The organism is Streptomyces sp. NPDC048659 (genome assembly GCF_040650575.1).
Lineage (GTDB): Bacteria > Actinomycetota > Actinomycetes > Streptomycetales > Streptomycetaceae > Streptomyces.
This window is the reverse complement of the sequence record NZ_JBEZHM010000006.1, coordinates 201,197-223,359: the sequence shown is the minus strand read 5'-3', so window position 1 is coordinate 223,359 and position 22,163 is coordinate 201,197. Positions and strand designations below refer to the sequence as shown.

At 74.1% G+C, this 22,163-nt stretch carries 20 protein-coding genes; 7 read left to right on the top strand and 13 right to left on the bottom strand.

Translation table 11 applies throughout. The features are described from left to right. Positions 1-14: 14 nt before the first annotated feature. Both AB0C99_RS07555 and AB0C99_RS07550 read right to left on the bottom strand, forming a co-directional pair. The gene (locus AB0C99_RS07555) at positions 15-155 is read right to left on the bottom strand and encodes a hypothetical protein (RefSeq protein ID WP_362470780.1); all 141 of its coding nucleotides are present in this window, start codon (positions 153-155) and stop codon (positions 15-17) included. 93 nt (positions 156-248) lie between these two features. Further along, positions 249-1,736, bottom strand: a complete 1,488-nt coding sequence (locus AB0C99_RS07550; RefSeq protein ID WP_362470762.1) for a carboxylesterase family protein — start codon at positions 1,734-1,736, stop codon at positions 249-251. Positions 1,737-2,010: 274 nt separating this feature from the next. On the opposite strand from AB0C99_RS07550, the gene AB0C99_RS07545 reads away from it, so the two are divergent. Further along, complete coding sequence (locus AB0C99_RS07545; protein WP_362470759.1) at positions 2,011-3,336, top strand: ROK family transcriptional regulator; 1,326 nt, start codon at positions 2,011-2,013, stop codon at positions 3,334-3,336. Between the two features lie 100 nt (positions 3,337-3,436). Continuing rightward, a complete protein-coding gene (locus tag AB0C99_RS07540; RefSeq protein ID WP_362470756.1) occupies positions 3,437-3,805 on the top strand; it encodes a hypothetical protein in 369 nt (122 codons plus the stop codon). Here the strand turns inward: AB0C99_RS07540 and AB0C99_RS07535 are convergent. The 9 genes from AB0C99_RS07535 to AB0C99_RS07495 form a co-directional block, all read right to left on the bottom strand. Then, a complete protein-coding gene (locus AB0C99_RS07535; RefSeq protein ID WP_362470753.1) occupies positions 3,787-4,317 on the bottom strand; it encodes a GNAT family N-acetyltransferase in 531 nt (176 codons plus the stop codon). The two genes, AB0C99_RS07540 and AB0C99_RS07535, sit on opposite strands and share 19 nt — an antisense overlap. A 68-nt stretch (positions 4,318-4,385) precedes the next feature. Further along, the gene (locus tag AB0C99_RS07530; RefSeq protein ID WP_362470750.1) at positions 4,386-4,904 is read right to left on the bottom strand and encodes a DinB family protein; all 519 of its coding nucleotides are present in this window, start codon (positions 4,902-4,904) and stop codon (positions 4,386-4,388) included. 93 nt (positions 4,905-4,997) lie between these two features. Next, on the bottom strand, positions 4,998-7,319 hold the full coding sequence (locus AB0C99_RS07525; RefSeq protein ID WP_362470748.1) for an arylsulfatase: 2,322 nt from the start codon (positions 7,317-7,319) through the stop codon (positions 4,998-5,000). Then, positions 7,316-8,155: a formylglycine-generating enzyme family protein gene (locus tag AB0C99_RS07520; RefSeq protein WP_362470745.1), complete on the bottom strand. Its 840-nt coding sequence runs from the start codon at positions 8,153-8,155 to the stop codon at positions 7,316-7,318. Before AB0C99_RS07520 ends, AB0C99_RS07525 begins: the two co-directional genes overlap by 4 nt. A gap of 122 nt (positions 8,156-8,277) precedes the next feature. Continuing rightward, positions 8,278-10,140, bottom strand: a complete 1,863-nt coding sequence (locus tag AB0C99_RS07515) for an ABC transporter ATP-binding protein (protein ID WP_362470742.1) — start codon at positions 10,138-10,140, stop codon at positions 8,278-8,280. Next, entirely contained in the window at positions 10,137-11,039 is a 903-nt protein-coding gene (locus AB0C99_RS07510; RefSeq protein ID WP_362470739.1) for an ABC transporter permease, read from the bottom strand. Before AB0C99_RS07510 ends, AB0C99_RS07515 begins: the two co-directional genes overlap by 4 nt. Before the next feature lie 5 nt (positions 11,040-11,044). Beyond that, positions 11,045-11,989, bottom strand: a complete 945-nt coding sequence (locus tag AB0C99_RS07505) for an ABC transporter permease (protein WP_362470736.1) — start codon at positions 11,987-11,989, stop codon at positions 11,045-11,047. A 4-nt stretch (positions 11,990-11,993) separates the two neighbouring features. Further along, complete coding sequence (locus AB0C99_RS07500) at positions 11,994-13,592, bottom strand: ABC transporter substrate-binding protein (RefSeq protein ID WP_362470733.1); 1,599 nt, start codon at positions 13,590-13,592, stop codon at positions 11,994-11,996. A 503-nt stretch (positions 13,593-14,095) separates the two neighbouring features. Then, positions 14,096-15,325 carry an ROK family protein gene (locus AB0C99_RS07495; RefSeq protein ID WP_362470730.1) on the bottom strand — a complete coding sequence of 410 codons (1,230 nt, stop codon included), beginning with the start codon at positions 15,323-15,325 and terminating at the stop codon, positions 14,096-14,098. A gap of 438 nt (positions 15,326-15,763) precedes the next feature. Between AB0C99_RS07495 and AB0C99_RS07490 the strand changes: the two genes are divergently transcribed. Both AB0C99_RS07490 and AB0C99_RS07485 read left to right on the top strand, forming a co-directional pair. Next, positions 15,764-16,846 (top strand): TauD/TfdA family dioxygenase, encoded by a 1,083-nt coding sequence (locus AB0C99_RS07490; RefSeq protein WP_362470727.1) that lies wholly within the window; start codon positions 15,764-15,766, stop codon positions 16,844-16,846. Then, positions 16,846-18,264, top strand: a complete 1,419-nt coding sequence (locus tag AB0C99_RS07485; protein WP_362470724.1) for a sulfatase-like hydrolase/transferase — start codon at positions 16,846-16,848, stop codon at positions 18,262-18,264. Before AB0C99_RS07490 ends, AB0C99_RS07485 begins: the two co-directional genes overlap by 1 nt. A gap of 102 nt (positions 18,265-18,366) precedes the next feature. Here the strand turns inward: AB0C99_RS07485 and AB0C99_RS07480 are convergent, their stop codons facing one another. Then, positions 18,367-18,738, bottom strand: a complete 372-nt coding sequence (locus tag AB0C99_RS07480; RefSeq protein ID WP_362470721.1) for a cupin domain-containing protein — start codon at positions 18,736-18,738, stop codon at positions 18,367-18,369. A gap of 325 nt (positions 18,739-19,063) precedes the next feature. On the opposite strand from AB0C99_RS07480, the gene AB0C99_RS07475 reads away from it, so the two are divergent. Further along, positions 19,064-19,447 (top strand): VOC family protein, encoded by a 384-nt coding sequence (locus AB0C99_RS07475; RefSeq protein ID WP_362470719.1) that lies wholly within the window; start codon positions 19,064-19,066, stop codon positions 19,445-19,447. Here AB0C99_RS07475 and AB0C99_RS07470 read toward each other — a convergent pair. Further along, positions 19,422-20,666, bottom strand: coding sequence for a cytochrome P450 (locus AB0C99_RS07470; RefSeq protein ID WP_362470717.1), 1,245 nt, complete (start codon positions 20,664-20,666; stop codon positions 19,422-19,424). The genes AB0C99_RS07475 and AB0C99_RS07470 overlap by 26 nt on opposite strands. A 363-nt stretch (positions 20,667-21,029) precedes the next feature. Here AB0C99_RS07470 and AB0C99_RS07465 point away from each other — a divergent pair, with 363 nt between their 5' ends. Together AB0C99_RS07465 and AB0C99_RS07460 are read left to right on the top strand one after the other, a co-directional pair. Then, entirely contained in the window at positions 21,030-21,410 is a 381-nt protein-coding gene (locus AB0C99_RS07465) for an SPW repeat protein (RefSeq protein WP_362470714.1), read from the top strand. Positions 21,411-21,596: 186 nt separating this feature from the next. Next, positions 21,597-21,953: a DUF805 domain-containing protein gene (locus AB0C99_RS07460; protein ID WP_362470711.1), complete on the top strand. Its 357-nt coding sequence runs from the start codon at positions 21,597-21,599 to the stop codon at positions 21,951-21,953. The last annotated feature ends 210 nt before the right edge of the window (positions 21,954-22,163 follow it).

Sequence of the window (22,163 nt, the reverse complement as noted above, 5' to 3'; positions counted from 1 at the left end):
GCCACCATCGCCCCCTACGGCGCCTTCACCGCCGCCGACGGCAAGGACGTGCTCTTCTCCGTGCAGAACGAGCGCGAATGCCACACCAGTTTGAACAGAGCGATCAGAACGGCCAGCGCGCCGACGACGACACCAGCCAGGATCCCGAGGCTCATGGGCAAGGTCCCCCTTCACCGGAGCCGTGCGGATCCGGTGAGGGGCCCCGCCCCCACCGCCCCGCCCCCGCCGGCTCGCCCCCACCGCCCGGCTCAGCGCCGCCAGATGGCTCGGACGCTCTTGAGCGGGTCCTCCGTCACCTCGGGCGTGGTGTTCCAGCTCAGGGTGGCCCGGCGCTCGGCGGTGTAGGCGGGCCACTGCTCGCCGGGATTCCGCTCGGAGACGAACGAAACCCAGGCGCGGTGCATGCCGTCGGCCAGCGCCTGCGGCGGGTTGTCGCCCGCGGCGGCCGTGACGCCCTCCGCGTCGAGCAGGTCGAAGGCGAAGGGCAGGTCCAGGCAGTGGAAGGACTGCCCGTTGACCGGCGAGGTCCAGTCGAACTGGTAGAGCCAGGTGGGCTCGCCGCGCTCCGCGCGGGCGTCGGCGACCTCCAGCGACGGCGCGCGGAAGGTCACGTCGGTCAGCGCCTGGCCGAACAGCCCGGCCGGGTCGGAGTCCGCGTACGCCTCCGCGAAGGCGCCCGCCCCGGCCTCGTCCAGGCCGAGGCCGCCGAGCAGCAGGGGCAGCGGCAGCGGCTCCCCGCCGGGGCCCGCGGTGGGCGTGGGGATCATGTTGAACTCGTGGGCGGTGAAGCCCAGCATCAGCGGCACCCCGGCGCCCGCGCCGCCCGTGGTGAGCGCGTCCAGGACGGGCTCGGGGATGAGCTCGCCGTCGGCGAAGGGCACGAGGGAGAGCATGGGCGGCAGACCCTCGCGGTCCGGGCCGGGCTCGCCGAGGCGGTCCTGGAGGGCGAGGATCTCGTCGTCGCCGAGGTCCTGGAGGGCGGCGGCGGTGGCCGGGAGGCCCGTACGGGAGGTGAAGAGGCGCGCGACGGCGCGGGCGACCTCGGGTCCGTCGGGGCGCATGACGGCGCCGGACACGGAGATGACGCCGTGGAAGAGCTCGCGGGCGGAGGGGACGGCGAGCAGCGTCTGCACGGCGCCGCCGCCCGCCGACTGGCCGGCGATGGTGACCCTGGCGGGGTCGCCGCCGAAGCGGGCGATGTTGTCGCGGACCCAGGTGAGGGCGGCGACCCAGTCCCGTACGCCACGGTTGTCGGGGGCTCCCTCCAGGTGCAGGAAGCCCTCGATGCCGAGGCGGTAGCCGAGGGAGACGAGGACGACCCCGTCGCGGTTGAAGGCGGCGCCGTCGTACCAGGGGCTGGCGGCGGAGCCCGCGACGTAGCCGCCGCCATGGATCCAGACGAGGACGGGGAGGGCCGCGTCGGTGCCGGGCGCGGGGGTGAAGACGTTCAGGTTCAGGATGCCGTCGCCGGGGATCGAGGGCTCCGGGATGGTGGTGACGTCCGCGAACGGGCGGCGCTGCGCGGTCGGTCCGTACGCGGTCGCGTCCAGCGGCTCGGTCCACGGCTCGGGCGGCACGGGCGCGGCGAAGCGGAGCGGGCCGACGGGCGGCTGGGCGTACGGGATGCCCAGGAAGCGGCTGCTGCCGTCGGCCCGGCGCTCGCCGCGCACCGGGCCGCGGGTGGTGTCGACGACGGGGGCGGCGGGGTCCGTGGCGGGGGTGCCGGGGGCGGTCATGAGGGGCTCCTGTCGGGGTGGGGCGGGGTGGTGAGTCCGGCCGGCGACGGGCGTCCGGTGCGGTGCGGTGCGGACGGCCGCGTCGGCCTCGACACCTTCGTCGGGCACGTCCACAGCGTCTGGCCGGAAAACATTTACGTCAATGGTCGAAATAAAAAGGTGACGCGTGTCACTTACTCGTGTCATCATCGCGTGTCGCTGGGCGACTCAGGACGCCCAAGGCGGTCCGCCGGGTGCCCATCACCGTCGGGAGCGCGTCGGGGAGAATGGCCGGGTGCCCGCACCGCCCGCCGACTCCGCCGCCGTACGCCGCCTCAACCTGTCCCGCGCCCTGCGCCACCTCGCCGACCACGGCCCCCGGTCCCGCAGCGAGCTCTCGGCCGCCACCGGGCTGGCCCACGGCTCGCTCACCGCGCTGACCGCCGACCTGATCGACCGCGGGCTCGTCCGCGAGGCCGGGCTGACGCCGGCGGGCGGGCGCGGCCGGCCCCGGCGGCAGCTCGAGCTGGCGCCCGGGCGCGTCCTCACCCTGGCGGTACGGATCACCCGGCGCCGGCTCCAGGTGACGGTGGCCGACCTCGCGGGCCGCCCGCGCCACCGTGCCACGCTCCCCCACCGCACCCCGCAGGGCGATCCTCGGCCGCTCGCGCGCGCCGTCGCGGACGCGCTGCGGGAGGCCGGGGCGGCGGCGCTGGCCGTGCCGGGGGCGCACCTGTGGGGCGCGGTGATGGCGATGCCCGGTCCGGTCGACGCGCACGCCACGGACGGCGCGACGGCGTTCAGCACCGACTTCGGCTGGCCCGGCCCCGTACCCCTGACCGCCCTCGTCCGCGCGGAGCTGCTGCGCACCGAACCCGCCCTCGCCGGGCTCCCGTTGGCCCTGGTGAACGACGCCAACCTGGCCGCGCTCGCCGAGTACCGCGCCCTCCTCCCGCACCGGGCCGCGCCGCCGCGCTCCCTGGCGTATCTGAAAGCGGACATCGGAGTCGGCGGCGGGCTCGTCCTCGACGGGCGGATCCACACCGGCGGGCACGGGGTCGCGGGCGAACCGGGGCACATGCCCGTCGCCTTCGACGGCCCGCCGTGCGCGTGCGGCGCGCGGGGCTGCCTCGCGCTGTACGTGGGCCCCGAGGCGCTGGCCGACGCGGCCGGGTTCGCGGGGCTGCGCGCGGCGGAGGGCGCGGACGCGGCGCTCGTCGCGCTGGGCGCGGCCCTGGCGGCCGGGGAGCCCCGGGCGGTGGACGCCCTGGACACGGCGGGCGAGGTGCTGGGCGCGGCAGTGCTGGCGGTGACGAGCCTGCTCGACGCGGACGAGGTGGTCCTCGGCGGCTACCTCGCCGACTGGCACCCCTGGCTCGAACGCGGCCTGACCGCCCGCCTGTCGGGGCGCCGCGCCCTCTCGGACCGGCTGGTCCCGGCCCCGGTCCCTGGCGTGCTGGGCGCGGACGCGGCACTGGCGGGCGCGCTCACGTACGCGCGGGACACGGTCCTGGACGATCCTGCGTCGGTGCCGGTGGCGGTGTCGGCTGCGTCGGCGTCGGCGGCATCGGCTTCAGGCTCGGGCTCGGGGGCATCGACTTCAGACTCGGGCTCGGGGTGACGGGCGGCCTCCGGACCCCGGCCCGGGCGACGCGCGCGGGGCGTGCGCGCGCCATGCCCGGTTGCCCGTTCGCCGGGCAGGGAAGGCTCGCGGGGTGAACGTGAGTCCCGATGCCCTGCTCGGCGCCCTGGTGGTCGCGGCCGGCGTGATCCTCGTCGCGGCGGGTGCCCGCTGGAAGGGGCGGGCGGTACGTCCGCCCGCGCCGCGCCGGGCCCGCCGGGCCGCCTGGGAGAGTTACGTGCGGGCGCTGACCCGCTCGGCCGAACTGGCCATCGCCTCCGCGCGGGGCGCGGCGGGGCGGGGCGAACCGGCCATCGTCACCGTCGAGTCGGTCGTACGGATGGCCCACGAGCGCTTCGGTTACGAGGAGGTCAGCCGGGCGCACGCCGCCGCCGCGCTGCGCCACGCGTACGAGCGGGGCCGCTGCGCGGCGGACTGCGTGACGGACGCCTACAGCTCGATCCAGTAGCGCCGCTTGAGGCCGAGTTCGGTGGGGCGGACGTCCTCCAGGACGCCGCCGTTGTGCTCGATGGTGCGGGCCGAGGCGGTGTTGTCGTCGTCGCAGGTGAGCAGGACGCGGCCGAGTCCGAGGGCCCGCGCCTCGGGGAGGACGGCGCCGAGCGCCCAGGTGGCGAGGCCGCGGCGGCGGGCGGAGGGGCGGACGCTGTAGCCGATGTGGCCGCCCGCCCGAAGCAGGAAGTCGTTGAGCTCGTGGCGCAGGTCGATGGCGCCGAGGTAGGTGTCGTCCTCGACGATCCACCAGTGGGTCGCGTGCACCCGGCCCTCGGGCAGCGGCCGGGTGCGGTCGGCCTGTTCGCGGAGCCGGCCCACCCAGGAGGCGAAGACCTCGGGGACGGCGAAGGCGTCGTCACCGGCGAGCCGCATCCCCGAACCGTCCTGGTTGACACCGGGACTCCACTCGGCGTGGGCGGCGAGCCAGGAGTCGTGGAGGCGCGCGGTGGGGGTGATCAGCTGCGACATGCGGCGACGATAGCAGCGGCGGTCGGGGACGCCACCAGGGGTTTTTCTTCCTCTCCGAGCGGAAGGGGCTACTCGCCGGTGGTTCCGTCGATGCGCTCGCGCAGGAGGTCGGCGTGGCCGTTGTGGCGGGCGTACTCCTCGATCATGTGGGCGAGGACGTAGCGCAGCGAGTACTCCTCGTCGCCGAGGCGGCCGGTGACGTCGAGCGTGGGGGCGGCCTCGACGATGGCGCGGGCGAGGCGGCACTCCTCGCGCCAGACGGCGAACGCCTCCGCCACCTGCGTGTCGCCTGCGTCGTCCACGTCGAAGTCGGCCCAGTCGGTGGAGCCGGCGGGGGTCCAGGGGCTGCGGCTGGTCTCGCCGTTGACCACGTTGCGGAACCAGCCGCGCTCGACCTCGGCGGCGTGCCGGACGAGACCGAGGAGGGAGAGTCCGGAGGGGGCGACCGCCCGGTCCTTGAGCTGTTCCGTGCTCAGGCCCTCGCACTTCAGGGCGAGGGTGTCGCGCTGGAAGTCCAGCATGGCGGTGAGGGTGGTGCGTTCGTCGGCGGTGAGGGGCGGCTGGATCCGGCGGTCAACGAGTGTCATGTCCGCATCCTGCCAGCGGGGGCGGGCGGGGGCGCCCGGATTTCCTCCTGGCGCCCCGGGCGCCCCCGCACACAACGGCCCTCCTCCCGGCCGTCACTCGAAGGCTGCCGCCGCCGCCTTCAGGGCCTCGGCGACCGCCTCGGGCGCGTCCGGTCCCGGCGGTCCTGGCCGGTAGGTGACCGCGCGCAGTTTCCCCTCGAAGCGGAAGGAACGCCGGCGCTCGTACAGCGGCCAGGAGACGGGCGATTTGCGGTCGATGCCGACGCTGATGCCCTGGAAGGGGGCCATCCCGATGAGCTGGTGGACGCTCGCGGGGGCGGCGCGGAGTTCGCCGTCGACGTGGACGGCGAGGCGCCAGCGCAGGCCCTCCTCGGCCGTCGCGGTCAGCAGGATCTCGTGGGCGCCGGGTGCCAGGGCACCGGCGTCGGTCTCGTGGAGGGTGCCGTACTCGTTGTAGGCGAGGACGAGCCTGCCGTGTTCGACGTAGAGGCTGTAGCCGCCGCCCTGGTCCCCGTGCGAGACCAGCACGCCGTCGCCGGTCTCGTCGACGCTCACGGCGACCTCGAAGGAGCGCAGCGAGATCAGCCGCGAGGAGCGATAGCGCTCCAGCTCGGGGGTGCCGGGGAGCAGGGTGAGCGGGCGGGCGAGGCGCTGTTCGGCGGGGTTGCGGCGGGCGAGGGCGCCGCTGTGGTCGGGCAGCGGGAAGACGCCGTTGCGCCAGGCGGCCTCCTCCCACGCCTTGGACAGCTCGGCCACCAGGTCCGGGCGGCTCGCGGCGAGGTCGTGGATCTCGGTGGGGTCGGCCCGGATGTCGTAGAGGGCCCATTCGGAGTCGTCGTAGGGGGCGCCAGGGCGGTGCAGGGTGACGAGCTTGTGGCCGTCGCGGTAGTGGCTGCGGTTGCCGGTCATCTCGCAGTACTGCTCGGGGTGGGTGGATTCGTGCGCGGGGTCGGCGAGGACGGGCGCGAAGCTGGTGCCGTCGGCCTCCTGGACGGGGCTGCCCCGGCGCACCTCGGGGCGGGGCACACCGGCGAGTTCGAGGAGGGTGGGGGTGATGTCGGTGACGTACTGGTACTGGGCGCGCCGCCCGCGCGCGAGGCGTCCGTCGCGGGCGCCGTCGGGCCAGGACAGGACGAAGGGGACGCGTACGCCGCCGGCGTAGGTGTGGCCCTTGTAGAGCCGGAAGGGGGTGTTGGAGGCCATGCCCCAGCCGCGCGGGTAGTGGACGAGGCTGCGCGGGCCGCCGATGAGCTCGGGGTCGCGGTCGACGTAGGGGTCCCAGTCGCCGGGCAGCCGGGGGTGGTGGACGAAGCGGCTGAAGTAGGAGCGGGTGCCTTCGGCGCCGCCCTCGCCGGTGCCGCCGTTGTCGGAGGTGAAGACGATGACGGTGTTGTCGAGTTCGCCGAGGGCGGCGAGGGTGTCGGTGAGCCGGCCGAGGTTCTGGTCGATGTTGTCGACGAGGGCGGCGTAGACCTCCATGTAGCGGGCGTAGAGGCGTCGCTGGTCCTCGGTGAGGGAGTCCCAGGCGGGGACGTCGAGTCCGGCTTCGCTGTTGCGCTCGGGGAGTTCCGTTCCGAGCGGAAACAATCCGGCGGCGATCTGGGCGGCGAAGCGCCGGTCGCGCAGGGCGTCCCAGCCCTCGTCGTAGCGGCCCCGGTGGCGGGCGATGTCCTCGGGCTTGGCCTGGAGGGGGCCGTGGACGGCGTTGTGGGCGAGGTAGAGGAAGAAGGGCTTGTCGGGGTCGTGGGCGCGCAGCGACTTCACCATGGCGATGGCCTCGTCGGTGATGTCGTCGGTGTAGTAGTAGCCGTCGGGGAACTCGTCGATGTCCAGCGGGCTGTTGTCGCGGACCAGTTGGTGCGGGTGGAAGAGGCTGGTGAGCCCTTCGAGGACGCCGTAGTAGCGGTCGAAGCCCTTGTTCAGGGGCCAGTCGCGGCGGTCGTCGGCGGCGTTGGAGGCGGAGTCGCGGACCAGGTGCCACTTGCCGACGGCGTACGTCGCGTAACCGGCGTCGTGGAGGAGTTCGGCGAGCGTCGGCACGTCCTCGGCGATCCGCATGGCGTAACCGGGGAAGCCCGGGTCGGAGTTGGCGACCATCGCGTAGCCGACGCGGTGCGGGTTGAGGCCGGTGAGCAGGGCGGCGCGGGCCGGTGAGCACAGCGGCATGGTGTGGTAGTTCGTGAGGCGCACGCCGTCCTCGGCGAGCGAGTCGAGGACGGGGGTGGGGATCTCGGAGCCGAAGGGGCCGATGTCGCTGTACCCCATGTCGTCGACGAGGACGACGACGATGTTGGGGGCCTTGGCGGGCGGGGCCGGGCGGTCCGGCCAGGCGGGCTCGGAGTCGGCGAAGGTGCGGCCGACGCGGCCGGGGAAGCCCTCGTACGGATCCCGGCGGGTGCGGGTGCTGGTGGTCATGCGGGGTGGTCTCCGTGATCCGTGAGTGAGCGGGCGCAGCGGAAGCCGCCGTGGCCGGTGGAGGAGTCGGGGGTGTTGTGGGAGCGGGCGGCGACGCGGTAGCGGTTGCAGTAGGAGTCGTGGCAGAGGTAGGAGCCGCCTCGGATGACCCGTTCGGCCGGTCCGCCGGGGCGGGCGGGGGGCGCGAAGGTGTCGGAGCACCACTCCCACACGTTGCCGGAGGTGTTGTGGAGGCCGTGGCCGTTGGGGAGGTGGGCGGTGACGGGGACGGTTCCGGTGCGCCCGGCGGGGCGGTCCGAGCGGTACGGGAAGGAGCCCCGCCAGATGGTGCAGCGCTCCTGGCCGTCGGGGGCGAGGTCGTCGCCCCACGGGTAGCGGGCGCCGTCGAGGCCGCCGCGGGCCGCGTACTCCCATTCGGCCTCGGTGGGCAGCCGCAGCCCGGCCCAGTCGCAGTAGGCGGTGGCGTCGGCGTGGCTGATGTGGACGACGGGGTGGTCGGCGCGGTCCTCGACGCCGGATCCGGGGCCTTCGGGGCTGTGCCAGGCGGCGCCCTCGACTGCGAGCCACCAGGGGGCGTTCGCGACCCGGCCGAGGACGTGGGCCTCGGCGGCCGGGTGGAGCAGCAGGTGAAAGACGTACGAGGAGCCGTGGTGCTCGGCGTCGGTGCGGTGGCCGGTGGCGGTCACGAAGCGCGCGTACTGGGCGTTGGTGACGGCGGTGGTGTCGATGGCGAAGGGCGCGACGGTCACCTTCCGGACGGGGCCCTCCCGGTCGGCGGGGTGGCCCTCGTCGAAGTGGTCGCCCATGGCGAAGGTGCCGCCGGGCAGTTCGGCCATGGGCAGCACGGGGAGGTGCCGCCCGGACTTTCGTATCGTCGGGAGCGGAAGAAATTCCGTGACCCGCGGCCCCGGGGCCCCCGCCGCGCCCGCGCAGGGGCGGCCCGGCGCGCAGCAGGCGCTCATGCGCTCGCCCCGGCGGCGGTCAGGAGCGGGGCCATTGGTACGGGTTCGGGGGCGGCGGCCAGCAGGGCGCGGGTATAGGGGTCGCGGGGGCGCTCGCAGACCTCGTCGGCGCCACCGGTCTCCACGATCCGGCCCCGGTGCATGACGGCGATGCGGTGGCTGACCTGGCGGACGACGGCGAGGTCGTGGGCGATGAAGACCAGGGCGAGGCCGAGGTCGCGCTGGAGGTCGGTGAGCAGGCCGACGATCTGGGCCTGAACGGAGACGTCGAGCGCGGAGACGGGTTCGTCGCAGATGAGGACGGCGGGTTCGGGGGCGAGGGCGCGCGCGATGCCGATGCGCTGGCGCTGGCCGCCGGAGAAGGAGCGGGGCAGCCGGTCCGCGACGGCGGGGTCGAGGCCGACGAGGTCGAGCAGTTCGGCGACCCGGCGGGCGCGGGCCGCCCGGTCGCCGAGGCCGAAGGCGCGCAGCGGTTCGGCGACGGTCTCGCCAACGGTCATCCGCGGGTCCAGGGACGCGTACGGGTCCTGGAAGACGAGCTGGACCCGGCGCCGTACCGCGTGGAGCTCGCGCCGGGAGGGCCGGGTGACATCCCGGCCGTCGAGGAGCAGCCGCCCGGAGTCGGCGGGGTGGGCGTGGGCGAGGACCCGGGCGAGGGTGGACTTGCCGGAGCCGGACTCGCCGACGATGCCGAGGGTCTCCCCGGCGGCGAGGGTGAGGGACACGTCGTCGAGGGCGGTGAAGGCGCGCCGGCCGCGCGAGCGGTAGGTCTTGCGGAGCGATTCGGCGGCGAGGACGAGGGCTCCGGGCGCGGGCCGGTCGATGCGGGCGGGCGCCGGGGGCGGCGGCAGGGGTTCGGCGCCTTCGGCGGCGAGCAGGCAGGCGACCCGTACGCCGCCGTCGAGGGCGACGGGCGCGGGGGCGGCGGCGCGGCACGGGTCGGTGACGTGGGCGCAGCGGTCGGCGAAGGCGCAGCCCGCGCCGAGGAGGGTGGGGTCCGGGGGGTTGCCGGGGATGCCGGTGAGGCGGGTGCCGGAGGGTGCGGAGAGGCGGGGCACGGCGGCGAGGAGTCCGGCGGTGTAGGGGTGGCGGGGGCGGGTGAGGACCTCGGCGGTGGGGCCGTCCTCGACGACGGTGCCGCCGTACATGACGAGGACGCGGGCGCAGGCGCGGGCGACGACGCCCATGTTGTGGGTGATGAGGACGAGGGCGGTGCCGGTCTTGCGGCCGAGGTCGGCGAGGAGGGTGAGGATCTGGTCCTGGACGGTCGCGTCGAGGGCGGTGGTGGGTTCGTCGGCGAGGAGGATGTCGGGCTCGCCGGCCAGGGCCATGGCGATGAGGATGCGCTGGCGCTGGCCGCCGGAGAACTGGTGGGGGTGGTCGTCGAGGCGGCGGGCGGGGTCGGGGATGCCGACGAGGTCGAGCAGTTCGGCGGCGCGGGCGCGGCGCGCGGCGCGGTCCCCGTACCGATGGGCGCGGAGCACCTCGTCGAGGTGGGCTCCGGCGGTGAGGACGGGGTTGAGAGCGGTCATCGGGTCCTGGAAGATCATGCCGATCCGGGCCCCGCGTACGGCCCGCAGCTCGCGCTCGTCGGCGGTGGTGAGCTCTTGTCCGTCGAGGCGTACGGAGCCGGCCGCGATCCGTCCGGTGCCGGGGAGCATCCGGAGCAGGGCGAGGGCGGTGGTGGACTTGCCGGAGCCGGATTCGCCGACGACGGCGAGGGTCTCGCCGCGGCGCAGGGTGAAGGAGACATCGCTGACGGCGCGCAGGGCGGTGCCGTCGGGGGTGGTGAACTCGACGTCGAGGCCGCTGACTTCGAGCAGGGCGGGGGTGTCCCCGTCGGGGGCCGGGCGGGTCATCTGCGGGTCTCCCGGTTCAGCGCCTCGGCGATCAGGGAGAGGCCGAGGACGAGGACGGTCACGGTGATCAGGGGTCCCGCGGCGAAGTGCGGGGCCTGGGCGAGGTAGGGCATGGACTGGCTGAGGACGGCGCCGAGGGTGGGCTGCGGGGGCCGGACGCCGACGCCGAGGAAGCTCATGGCGCCCTCGATGAAGACGGCGACGGTGAGGGAGACGGCGAGCTGGACGACGAGGGGGTCGGCGGCGTTGGGGAGGATGTGGCGGGTGAGGATCCGGCCGGGTGAGCTGCCGCCGACGCGGGCGGCGGTGACGTACTCGCGGGAGCGCTGGACGAGGATCCCGGTGCGCAGCAGGCGTCCGAAGGCGGGGATCTCGGCGAGGGCGATGACGAGGACGACGGGGAGCGGCCCGGGGCCGAGGACGGCGGTGACGGCCAGGGCGAGGATCAGTCCGGGGAAGGCGAGGATCAGGTCGAAGGCGCGCTGGACGGCGGTGTCGGCGGCCGGGTGGACGGCGGCGAGGAGCGCGGCGAGGCAGCCGAGGGCGGCGCCGAGCGGGACGGCGACGGCGATGATGCCGAGGTCGGCGCGGATGCCGTAGAGGAGCCGGGCGAGCAGGTCGCGGCCGAGGTCGTCGGTGCCGAGCGGGTGCCCGGGGGTGCCGGGTCCGGCGAGGGAGAGGGCGCTCTGGTCGGTCGGCCCATGCCCGGCGAGGAGCGGGGCGAGCAGCCCGGCGGCGACGACGAGCCCGACGAGGACGAGCCCGGTCCGGCCGCGCGCGGTGGCGAGGGCGGCCCGGTAGGGGTGGCGGGGGCGGCGGGGGGTGGGTTCGGTGGTGCGGGCGCCTGGGGCTGCCCGTTCCGTGGTGACGGGGCTGGTGGCGACAGGGCTGGTGGTCATGGCGGTCACTCCCACCTGATCCTGGGGTCGAGCCAGGCGTGGACGAGGTCGGTGAGCAGCTGGACGAGGACGAAGACGGTGACGAGGAGGAGCAGCAGGTCCTGGACGACGGGGTAGTCGCGGCGGACCAGGGCCTGTTCGGCGAGCTGGCCGAGGCCGGGCCAGGCGAAGATCGCCTCGACGAGGACGGCGCCGCCGAGGAGGTGGCCGGTCTGCATCCCGAGGAGGGTGACGACGGGCGGCAGGGCGCCGGGGAGGGTGTGCCGCCAGAGGATGCGGCGGGGCGCGATGCCGGCGGCGGTGGCGGTGCGGACGTGGTCCTCGGTGAGGGCGCGTTCGATGCCGTCCTTGAGGTAGCGGCCGAGGACGGCGGCGCTGGGCAGGGCGAGGCAGAGGGCGGGCAGCAGGAGGTACTGGACCCCCAGGTCGGGCGCGGTCAGGATCGGGACCCGGCCGCCGGGCGGGAGGACGCCGAGGAGGACGGCGAACAGCAGGACCAGCAGCACGCCGGAGACGAACGGCGGTACGGCGAGGGCGGCGGTGGTGACGACCCGTACCGCGCCGCGCAGCCAGGGCGCGCGGGCGGTGGCGCCGAGGATGCCGAAGGCGCCGCCGAGGAGGACGACGAACAGCAGGGCGCCGAGGGTGAGTTCGACGGTGGCGCCGAGGCCGTCGGCGATGAGGTCGGCGGTCTGGCCGCCGATGGCGTACGAGGGTCCGAGGTCGCCGGTGACGAGGCCGCCGAGCCAGTGCGCGTACTGGCTGAACAGGGGTGCGTCGAGGCCGAGTCGGGCGCGGATCGCGGCGACGGTCTCGGCGCTCGCGTCGGGTCCGGCGAGCGAGCTGGCGGGGTCGCCGGGCACGAGCCGGATGAGGGCGAAGACGAGGAAGGAGGCGAGGAGCAGGACGAGGAGGGCGGAGGGGAGCTTCCGCAGCAGGTGGCGGCGCATCGCCTCAGCCCGCCAGGTAGGCGTCGTCGAGGTTGAGGTAGGAGAACTTGTTGAGGGTGACGCCGTGCAGCGCGGCGGAGGCGACCTGGACGTTGCCGCGGATGACGAGGTCGATGATGAACGCCTCGTCGAGCAGGATGTCGGAGATCCGGCTCTGCAGGGCGTTGGCGGCGGCGCCGGTGGCGCGGCTGGTCCAAGCCTCGCGGACGACCTTGGTGTAGGCGGCGGAACGGTACTTCGAGGTGTTCTTGGCCTCGTTGAAGGGGTACGCGCTGACGGCGAGGGTGGAGGGCTGCACCTGCGCGAAGCCGTGGCCCATGGTCCACAGGGCGGGCATGTTCTGCGAGATGAGGTTCTTCTGGGCGGTGGCGGGGTCGGTGGGCTGGAGGGTGACCTCGACGCCGGCCTGCTTGAGGTCGTACTGGATCGACTCGGCGATCGCGGTGTCGCCGGGCAGGCTGACGTGGAGCAGGGGCAGCCGCAGCCTCGGGTGTCCGGCGGCCTTGAGGAGCTCGCGGGCCTTGCCGGGGTCGTACGTGTAGTGGGTGCGGCCGGTCTCGGTGAACGCGGGCGACGACTTCGGCCAGGGCGCGGCGGAGTCGAGGCCGTAGCCGCCGAGGGCCTGCTTGAGGAGGCGTTCGCGGTCGACGGCCCAGGCGAGGGCCTGGCGGACCCGCTTGTCGTCGAGCGGGGCGACGGTGGTGTTGACGCCGAGGTAGTAGGCGCCGGCGCCGGTGTCGTAGCTGGTGACGGTGAGGTCGGAGTTGCCCTTGACGACGGCCAGGCTCTTGCCGGGGACGTTGAAGGAGAGCTGGGATTGGCCGGTGCGCAGGGAGGAGATGAGCGCGTCGGCCTGGGGTATGACGCGGAGTTCGACGCCGTCGAGGTAGGGGCGGCCGGGCTGCCAGTAGGCGGCGTTGCGGGTGAGGCTGAGTCCGGTGCCGGGGCTCCACTTGGCGAGCTTGAAGGGGCCGGTGCCGTTGAGCCGCTTGCCGGTGACGGCGTCCTCGACGCTGTTCCGATCGGTGATGATCATGAACTCGAAGAGGTCGAAGAGGTTGTTGACCGGATGCGCGAGGCGGAGCGTGAGCTCGTGGTCGCCGCGCTTGTCGAAGCCGGTGATCGCGGCGGCGGTCGCCCTCAACTGGGCGGCCCGCAGCGGGTTCTGGAGGTTCCGGACGGCGAAGACGACGTCGTCGGCGGTGAAGGGGCGCCCGTCGTGGAAGGTCACTCCGGTGCGGAGCTTGAGGGTGAGGGAGCGGCCGTCGGGGGCGTAGTCCCACGCGGTGGCGAGCTCGGGCTGGGGGCGGAGCCGGTCGTCGTAGCGGGTGAGGGTGTTGAAGAGGAGGCGCTGCTGGAGGGACTGGCCGCTCTGGGAGAAGAGCAGGCTGGGGGTGAAGTCGCTGTTGACAGCGATGGTGGCGGTGCCGCCGCGGCGCGGCCCGGCGGCGGCCTTCGGGTCCGTGGCGCCGGACTCGGAGACGGCCGAGCGGCAGCCGGCCAGACCCAGCCCCAGGAGCAGGGCACCGCCGCCCGCGGCGCGCAGGGTGGCGCGGCGGGAGGGGGCGGGGGCGCCGGGCGTGGAGGGGTAGTGCTCGGTCATCGGATTTGCCTGCCTGTGGGTGGGAAGGAGGAGGGCCCCGTGGGGCGGAGGGCTGCCGGACGGGGGCCTGCGGGACGAAGGGCGCGCCACAGCATCCGCCGAATTACTTCCGCTGCGAAAGAAACAAAGCCCGGCAGCGGACGGCGAAGAGGCGGACAGCGAAGAGACCCGAGGAATCGGAGACTTCAAGGGTCGGAGACTCAGGGGCTCGGAGCGCTAAGGGGCTCGGAGACTCAGCGGCTCAGTGGATCAGCGCACGGTCGTGCACGTCGCACACGTCGCACACGGGGTGCGCGTCACGCGTGGCGCGCGCTTCCGGTGAGCGGGGCGCCGAGAGGGAGGCGGGACGGGCCGCTCAGAGGCGGACGGCACAGACCGCGCTGGCCTGTCGACAGAGGTCGACGTGCCTGCGGCAGATGAGGCGCATGTCCGGATTCACGGGAGCAATATGGCAGCGGCTTCGCGACCCGGTCAACCGGGCTGGTCCGGATACTGAGACTCGGTCAGTCCGAGACCTCCCATCCGGACAGCCCTTCGAGGCCCTGAATGGGGTTCCTGAACAGGGGATTCAGCAGAATCGTGCCCGCCGCGACGGGCAGCGTGGCTGGTCCGGCATGTGGACTGACGATCCGTTCGGGGTCGTCGCAGACGTGCGAGAGGTCCACCGCGGCGCCCCTGATCTCCTCCAGGTAGTCGGGGTTGAGGACGCTGGCCTGCTCGGTCACGACCACCAGATCGGGGTTGAGCACGTCGAGGAGGAGCGCGACGGCCCGCCCCACCGCGCGGGCCCGTTCGCGCAGCAGCCGGTCGGCGCGCCGGTCGCCCGCCGCCGCCGCGTCCACCACCAGGAACACGTCCGGCTCGGGGACCAGGCCCCGCCGGTACGCCGTCTCGGCGACCCAGGTGTTCGACGCGGTCGCCTCCAGACAGCCCGAACGTCCGCACGGGCAGGGCGTGGTGGAGTCGGGTACGGGCAGGTGGGCCACGTCGCCGGCCGCCGAGCCCGGGCCCTGGTGGACGACGCCGGCGATCCCGAGCGCGGCGTCGACGACGTTGCCGATGAAGAGGTGGACCAGGCTGCGCCGGGCCTCGGGCCGCCCGAAGAGGATCTCGGACTGGGCGATCGCGCGGGCGTGGTTGTCGATCCGCACCGTGCGCCCGCCGAGCCCGCCGGTGAGCTCGGCGCCCAGCGGCCGGTGGTACCAGGCGAAGGCGTCGTGCCGCATGACGTGACCGCGGTCGGGGTCCACCCAGCCGCCGACGGCCGCGCCGACGCCGAGCAGCGGGCGCCCGTCGAGGTGCTCGGCGAGGAAGGCGCGCAACTCCCGGGCGACCAGCCCCGGCAGCACGCGCACGTCCGCCCCCTCGTGGCCGAAGGTGCGCCGGGCCAGCAGCCGTCCGCGCAGGTCGACCAGGCCCAACGAGGAGGCGGGCACGCCGAGATGGACGCCGCCGGCCACCGGGCCGCCGGTGGCGCCGAGGTGCAGGTCGACGGGGATCTGCGGGCGGCCCACTCCCCCGCCCTCGGCGTGCTCCGGCAGTTCGCGCAGCAGGCCGAGCCCGAGCAGGTCGGTGGCCTGGCGGGAGACGGCCGCCGGACTGAGCCCGGAGAGCCGGGCGATGGCGCTGCGGGCGACCGGCCCGTGGTCGAGGACGGTGCGCAGCACGGTGGCGGCGTTGGCCTCGCGCCGGCCGTCCCCGGCCATGCGCGGGCTGTGGGAGGTGAAGGTCATGACGGCCTCGTCTCGGGAATGCTGCTCAGTATTGCGACGGCGTGAAATCCCCCGGCGCCGTGGCGGGCGCCCGCGCTCGGTGGCGCCGGCCCCTCCCCGGAGGCCGCGCGTGGTGAAGAAGGCGCAGGTCACCGTAGGTTCGGCCGGGTCCGGCGGATGCCCGACCGGTGTCGGCGAGGAGCCCGATTCAACCACTCCGGCGCGATCTCCGCCGAGCCTGTGGATCGTTGACGGTCCGCCGGGGGCGCTGCCATGGTCCTGGGCATCGCCCCGCCGCGCCGTCCGGCTCTCCGGTGCCCACCGGTGCACACCCGTGGCCGTCCGTGGCCACCCTGGCTGCCCGTGGGCATCCGCCGGTCCTCCCGGTGTCCGCCCTCTGGCGCCTTCATTACTTCCCCTGCGAAATTAACTCCGTCCCCTGTCCCGAAGGGATCCGCCATGACGACCTCGACCGCCCCCACGGCCTCCTCCACGACCTCCCCCGGCGCCTCTGACTCCCCCGCCGCCACGGACTCCGGGCCCGGGCTCACCGTCCGGAAGGTCGGCGGCCGGATCGGCGCCGTCATCTCCGGCGTCCGGCTCGGCGGCGATCTCGACCCCGCCACCGTCGCCGCGATCCGTGCCGCCCTCCTGGAGCACAAGGTCGTCTTCTTCCGCGGCCAGGACCACCTGGACGAGGAGGCCCACGAAGCCTTCGGGCGCCTGCTCGGCACGCCGGTGGCCCATCCCACCGTCCCCTCCGTCGACGGCCGCTACTCCTTCCCCATCGACTCGGACTACGGCGGCCGGGCCAACCAGTGGCACACCGACGTCACCTTCGTCCCCGCCTACCCGGCCTTCTCGATCCTGCGCGCCGTCGTCATCCCGCCGTACGGTGGCAACACCCTCTGGGCCAACACCGCCACCGCGTACGAGCGCCTGCCCGAGCCGCTGCGCGTCCTCGCCGAGGGGCTGCGGGCCGTGCACTCCAACGACTACGACTACGCGGCGCTGCGCCCCGACACCCTGCCCGAGCAGCTCGTGCGCTTCCGGGAGGTCTTCGCCTCGACGAAGTTCCTCACCGAGCACCCCGTGGTGCGGGTCCACCCGGAGACCGGCGAGCGCACCCTGCTGCTCGGCAACTTCGTCCAGCGGATCAGCGGGCTCACCGGCGCCGACTCGCGCGCCCTGGTCGACCTCTTCCAGTCCCACGTCGAGCGGCCCGAGAACACCGTCCGCTGGCAGTGGCAGGTGGGCGACGTGGCCATCTGGGACAACCGGGCCACCCAGCACTACGGCGTGGACGACTCCGACGCCCACGACCGCAAGCTGCGCCGGGTGACCATCGACGGCGACGTACCGGTCGGCGTGGACGGGTGGGCCTCCGTCCTGCTCGCGCCCGAGGGCGTGCCGGACCCGGCCTTCGGCATCGCCTCCGGCGCCTCGACGACGGCGCCCGCTCCCACTCCCGGGACTCCCGCCGTCCCCGCGGACTCCACCGCCCCTGCGGCTCCCGCCGTCCCCGCCACCCCCGGCGCCTGATGCCGCCCGCCGCCGCCCGGCCGAGCGTCGTCGTCGTCCTCACCGACCAGCAGCGGTGGGACACGACGGGCGCGCACGGCAACCCCGCCGGGGTGACCCCGGAGTTCGACCGGCTGGCCCGCGAGGGCACGCTGGCCGAGCAGGCCGTCACGCCCAATCCGGTGTGCGCGCCCGCCCGGGCCGCCCTCCAGACGGGCCGCTATCCGACGGCCACCGGGGTCTTCCGTAACGGACTTCCGCTCGGAGCGGAACTCCCCACGCTCGCCGGCACCTTCGCCGAGGCCGGGTACGTCACCGGCTACATCGGCAAGTGGCACCTGGCGGGCGAGGAGAACCCCGACGGCCCGGTCCCGCCCGGCCGGCGCGGCGGCTACGGGCGCTGGCTCGCCTCGGACCGGCTGGAGTTCACCTCCGACGCCTACCGCACGGTGGTGTACGACGAGCAGGGCGAGCCGGTCCGGCTGCCCGGCTACCGCTCGGACGCCCTGGTCGACGCGGCCATCCGCTTCGTCGCCGACCACCACGAGCGCCCGTTCCTCCTCTTCCTCTCCCTCCTGGAGCCGCACCACCAGAACGCCACCGACGACTACCCCGCCCCCGCCGGCTACCGCGAGCGCTACCAGGGCCGCTGGCTGCCGCCCGACCTCGCGGCGCTCAGCCCCGGCTCCGACCAGGGCGGCGCGCACCGGCACCTCGGCGGCTATCTGGGGCAGATCAAGCGCGTCGACGAGGGAGTGGGGCGGCTGCGCGACGCGCTGCGCAGTCTGGGCATCGAGGACGACACGGTCTTCGCGTGGACGGCCGACCACGGTTCGCACTTCCGAACGCGCAACGCCGAATACAAGCGGTCCGCCCACGAGGCTTCGGTCCGCGTGCCGTTCGCCCTCACCGGCCCCGGCTTCCGCGGCGGCGGCCTGGTCCGGCACCCGGTCTCCACGGTGGACCTGATGCCGACGCTGCTCGACGCGGCGGGGCTGAAGGCGCCCGAGGGCGTCCAAGGGCGCTCGCTCCTGCCGCTGGTGGGCGGCGGGACCGACCCGGAGCGCCCGTACTCGGTGTTCGTGCAGATCAGCGAGGACGTGATCGGGCGGGCGGTGCGCACGGACCGGTGGAAGTACGTGGTGACGGCGCCGCCCGGCGCGGACCCGTGGCGGCAGCCGGACGCGGACCGCTACCGCGAGACCGAGCTGTACGACCTGGCGGCCGATCCGTACGAGCTGGAGAACCTGGCCGGGCTCACCTCGCACCGGCGGGTCGCGGACGGGCTGCGCGACGCGCTGGCCGCCTGGCTGCGCGAGGTCGAGGGGGCCGAGCCGGTCATCGAGGCGGCCCCGCCACGCACCCTCGACCAGCGCTCCCCGGACTCCTTCCCGCACGGGACCGTGCCGTGGGAGGGGGTGCGCTTCGGACACGCATGACGGACGCGACCGCGACAGTGACCACGACGGCGACCTCGTCTCCCCCCGCCCGGCCCGGCAGGGCGCGGTCACGGCCCGGTTCAGGGCCCGGTCGGGGCGCGGTCAGGAGCCGGACGGCACGGCGTAGTCGCCGAAGCCGACCCAGTCCAGGGCCACACAGGCGTCGTCGCCGACCACCCAGGCGTCGTGTCCCGGCTGGATCTCGTAGAAGTCCCCGGGGGCCAGCTCGGCGCTGTCGCCGCCGTCCATGACCACCTTCATCCGTCCGCTCACGACATAGCCGACGTGGTGCGCCTGGCAGCTGTCGGTGCCCGCGATCGGCTTGACGTGCTCGGTCCACCGCCAGCCGGGTTCGAACACGGCCCTGCCGATCTGTCCCTTGTCCGTGTTCAGCAGGTCCAGCCGCCCCTTGGCCCCGTCGAAGGGGCGGGTCTCGTCTGCGGAGTCGAAGCTCCTGGAAACGATTCCGGTCATCGTCGTCCGCCTCCCGGCGGTGGGACATGAGACCCCCGAGTCCACTTCCAGGCTACGCCGCGTAAGCCGTGGCCGGGCCTGCGGCGGGGACGGCGGCAGGGCCGCCGCCGTGTCCGTAAACCCCGTTGTGGGTCACGCTGCGCGCGGCCTACGGTGGGGGCATGACTGCCGGGTCGGCCATGGGCCGTGATCGAGACAGGCGCCCGGCCGTGGTGTGAGCGCCGCCGGGTGGTGGGCGCGGGGTCCGCCGCGGCCGTCCCTCCCGTACCGCCGGTACGGGGCGAGGTGACAGTCGAAGCGCTTGCCCTGCGAAAGGACCCCCTTCATGTCCGTCGAGCTCAATCACACCGTCGTGTACGCCCGTGACCGTCAGGTGTCCGCGACCTTCCTGGCCGAGGTGCTCGGCCTCTCCGTCGGCGCCCCGATGGGCCCGTTCCTGCCGGTGGACACCGGCAACGGCGTGACCCTGGACTACTACGAGCGGGCCGACGAGCCGTTCACGCCCACCCACTACGCCTTCCTCGTGCCGGACGAGGAGTTCGACACCATGATCGACCGGCTGGAGCGGATGCGGGTGACGTACTTCGCCGATCCGCAGCACGCCGAGCCGGGGCGGATCAACCGTCACTTCGGCGGCCGGGGCGCCTACTTCTCCGACCCCGACGGCCACAACATGGAGATCATCACCCGCCCGTACGCGCGCCCCTGACCTCGATCGGCAGCGCGGCCGGCCGGCGGACGAAGAGGCTCGGCAGATAGCCGGGCGCCTCGCCCGCCGGCAGGGCGATGGCGCGCGTCGCGGACAGCAGGAGGCGCAGCGCGACCACCGCCTCCAGGCGGGCGAGGTGGGCGCCGAGGCAGAAGTGGATGCCCCGGCCGAAGGCGGTGTGGCCCTTCGGGGCGGGCCGGTCCAGGTCAAAGGCGTCGGGCTCGGGGTGGGCCGCCGGGTCCCGGTTGGCCGCGCCCCAGAGCAGCATCAGGCGGGCCCCGGCGGGCAGCCGCACCCCGCCGAGCTCGGCCGGGCGGGTGGTGATCCTGAAGTGGCCCCGGAACGGGCTCTCCAGCCGGAGCGCCTCCTCCACGAGGCGCTCCACGGCCGCCGGTTCCGCGCGCAGCCGGTCCTGGAGGCCGGGGCGTTCGGCGAGCATCCGTACGGCGCTGCCCAGCAGGCTGGTGGTGGACTCGCTGCCCGCGATGACCAGTTGGAGCAGCATGGCGGTGGCCTCGTCGCCGGTGACCTCGCCGCGTGCGCGGGCGGCGACGAGGGTGTCGACGAGTCCGCCGGAGGGCTCGTGGGCGGCGGTGTCAAGCCGGTCGCGGAGGTAGCCGCGGAAGTCGTTCATGGCGGTGCCGAGGAGGAGCATCCGGTCGGCGCCCGCGTGACCGGAGAAGAGCTCGACACCCGCGTCGGACCAGGCGGTGAGCCGGTCGGCGTCGGCGTCGGGGAGCCCGAGGACGCGCGCGATGACACGTACGGGGAGGGGTGCGGCGACCTCGGCCATCCAGTCGCCGCCGCCGCGGGCGACGAGGGCGGCGACGCGCGGCGCGGCGATCTCCTCGACGGCGGCGCGCCAGGACTCGACGGAGCCGCGGCCGAAGGCGTGCCGGACGATGGCGCGTTGTCCGGTGTGCGCGGGCGGGTCGGCGGTGGCGAGGACGTCGGGCCCGGTGGCGCCGGTGCCGCCCGCGTCGAGCAGGGCGGGCCGGCCGTCGTCGCCCGCGAAGAACAGAGCGGTCAGGTTGCTGGAGTAGGTGGCCGGGTCGTCGAGGACCTGGAGGACCTGGGCGTGCCGGGTGACCAGGTGGAGTCCGGCTCCCGGCAGGTGGTGGACGGGGCCCTCGGCGCGGAGCCGGGCGTAGAGGGCGTGCGGGTCGTCGAGTGCGGCGGGTGTGAAGACGTCCTCGGCCAGGACGGGAGCGCGCGTCATCGGGGCCTCTCCAGGGTCGGCGGTCCGGGCGGGCGAGCGGGCTGCCTGGCCGGAGGATGGGGGACGGGGCGCGACAACTCAAGGGCATTGCGGGTGTCGGTGCGGAGAATTTCTTGATCCTTTCTCGAATTTTGTTGAAGATTCCCGGTCTTTGGTGGTTCCGCGCAGAGCGGCGCGCGCAATTCTGTACGGATCCCTTATCGGGCAGATCTACACATAAAGGCCGGATAAGAGCACAATGAAACAGCGGCATCCGTGCCGCCATCTCGGTCAGACGTGCAGGAACGCCATAAGGAGGCGAGTCGTATGGCCGACGTCTCTCACCGTCCAGGTGATATCAGTGGGCACCCCGACGCGGGTGAAATGCGCAGCCGCTATGCCCGCATCACGCAGACCCGGGGCGCGGCGGCGGTGGAGGAGCTGGTGATCATCGCCGGTCTCTACGCGGCGGTGTCCGCGTGGACCGTCCACTTCGCCGCCGCAAAGCCGGAACTGGCCATCAGCAACCTGATCGTCGGCATCGCCCTCGCCGGTCTCGGGCTCTGCATGTCGATGGCCCCGGAACGCTCCCAGGACCTCAACTTCGTGGTGCTGCTGCTCGGCGCGTGGCTGATCGTCTCGCCGTGGGTCGTCACCCGGAACGCCGGCACCGGCGCGATCCTCAGCAATGTGATCACCGGCGCGTGCGTCTGCCTCTTCGCCCTCACCGCGGGCGGACTCCTCATGAGCAAGAGAAGGACGTGAGAAGGATTCCCTGCCCGAATCGGCGTCGCCCCTCGCACGAGGAGGCGACGCCATTCACTTCCGCCCCGCCCGCCCCTGTGAACGGCCACCGCCCGGTAACGGATTGACCCTTCTGGTTTCAGCCACATAAGTTCTGCGTAAAGCACAGGAACAGGCATCTCTCAACCCAGTCCTCGGGGGGACGAAGTGAACTGGTACCTCGACGTTCTCAAGAAGTACGCGGTGTTCACCGGGCGGGCCCGGCGCCAGGAATTCTGGATGTACGTGCTGTTCAACATCATCGCGGCGATCATCGTCGCGATCCTCGACTCGGTCCTGGGCACGAGCCCGCTGCTCTACGTCCTCTACGCACTCGGGGTGCTGCTGCCCAGCCTCGGCGTGGCGGTCCGCCGGCTGCACGACACGGGCCGGTCCGGCTGGTGGATCCTGATCGAGCTGATTCCGCTCGTCGGCGGCATCATCCTGATCGTCTTCCTCGCTTTGGAGGGCGACGCCCACGACAACGCCTACGGCCCCAACCCGAAGACCCTCCCGGCCCCCTGAGGAACCTGCCGGTCCATCCGGTCCATCCGTACTCTCCGGACCCGCCGGTCCGACCGGACCCGCCGAGGCCCCCGCGAGCACCGCCGCGGGGGCCCGCGCGTGTCCCCGGCGGCCCGCCGCGTGCATAGAGCCGGTACGGCGTGTTCGGCCGCGCCGCCTTGTGCAGGATGGAGCGGGCCCCGCCGCCGCCCGCCCGCCTAACCTCGCCGT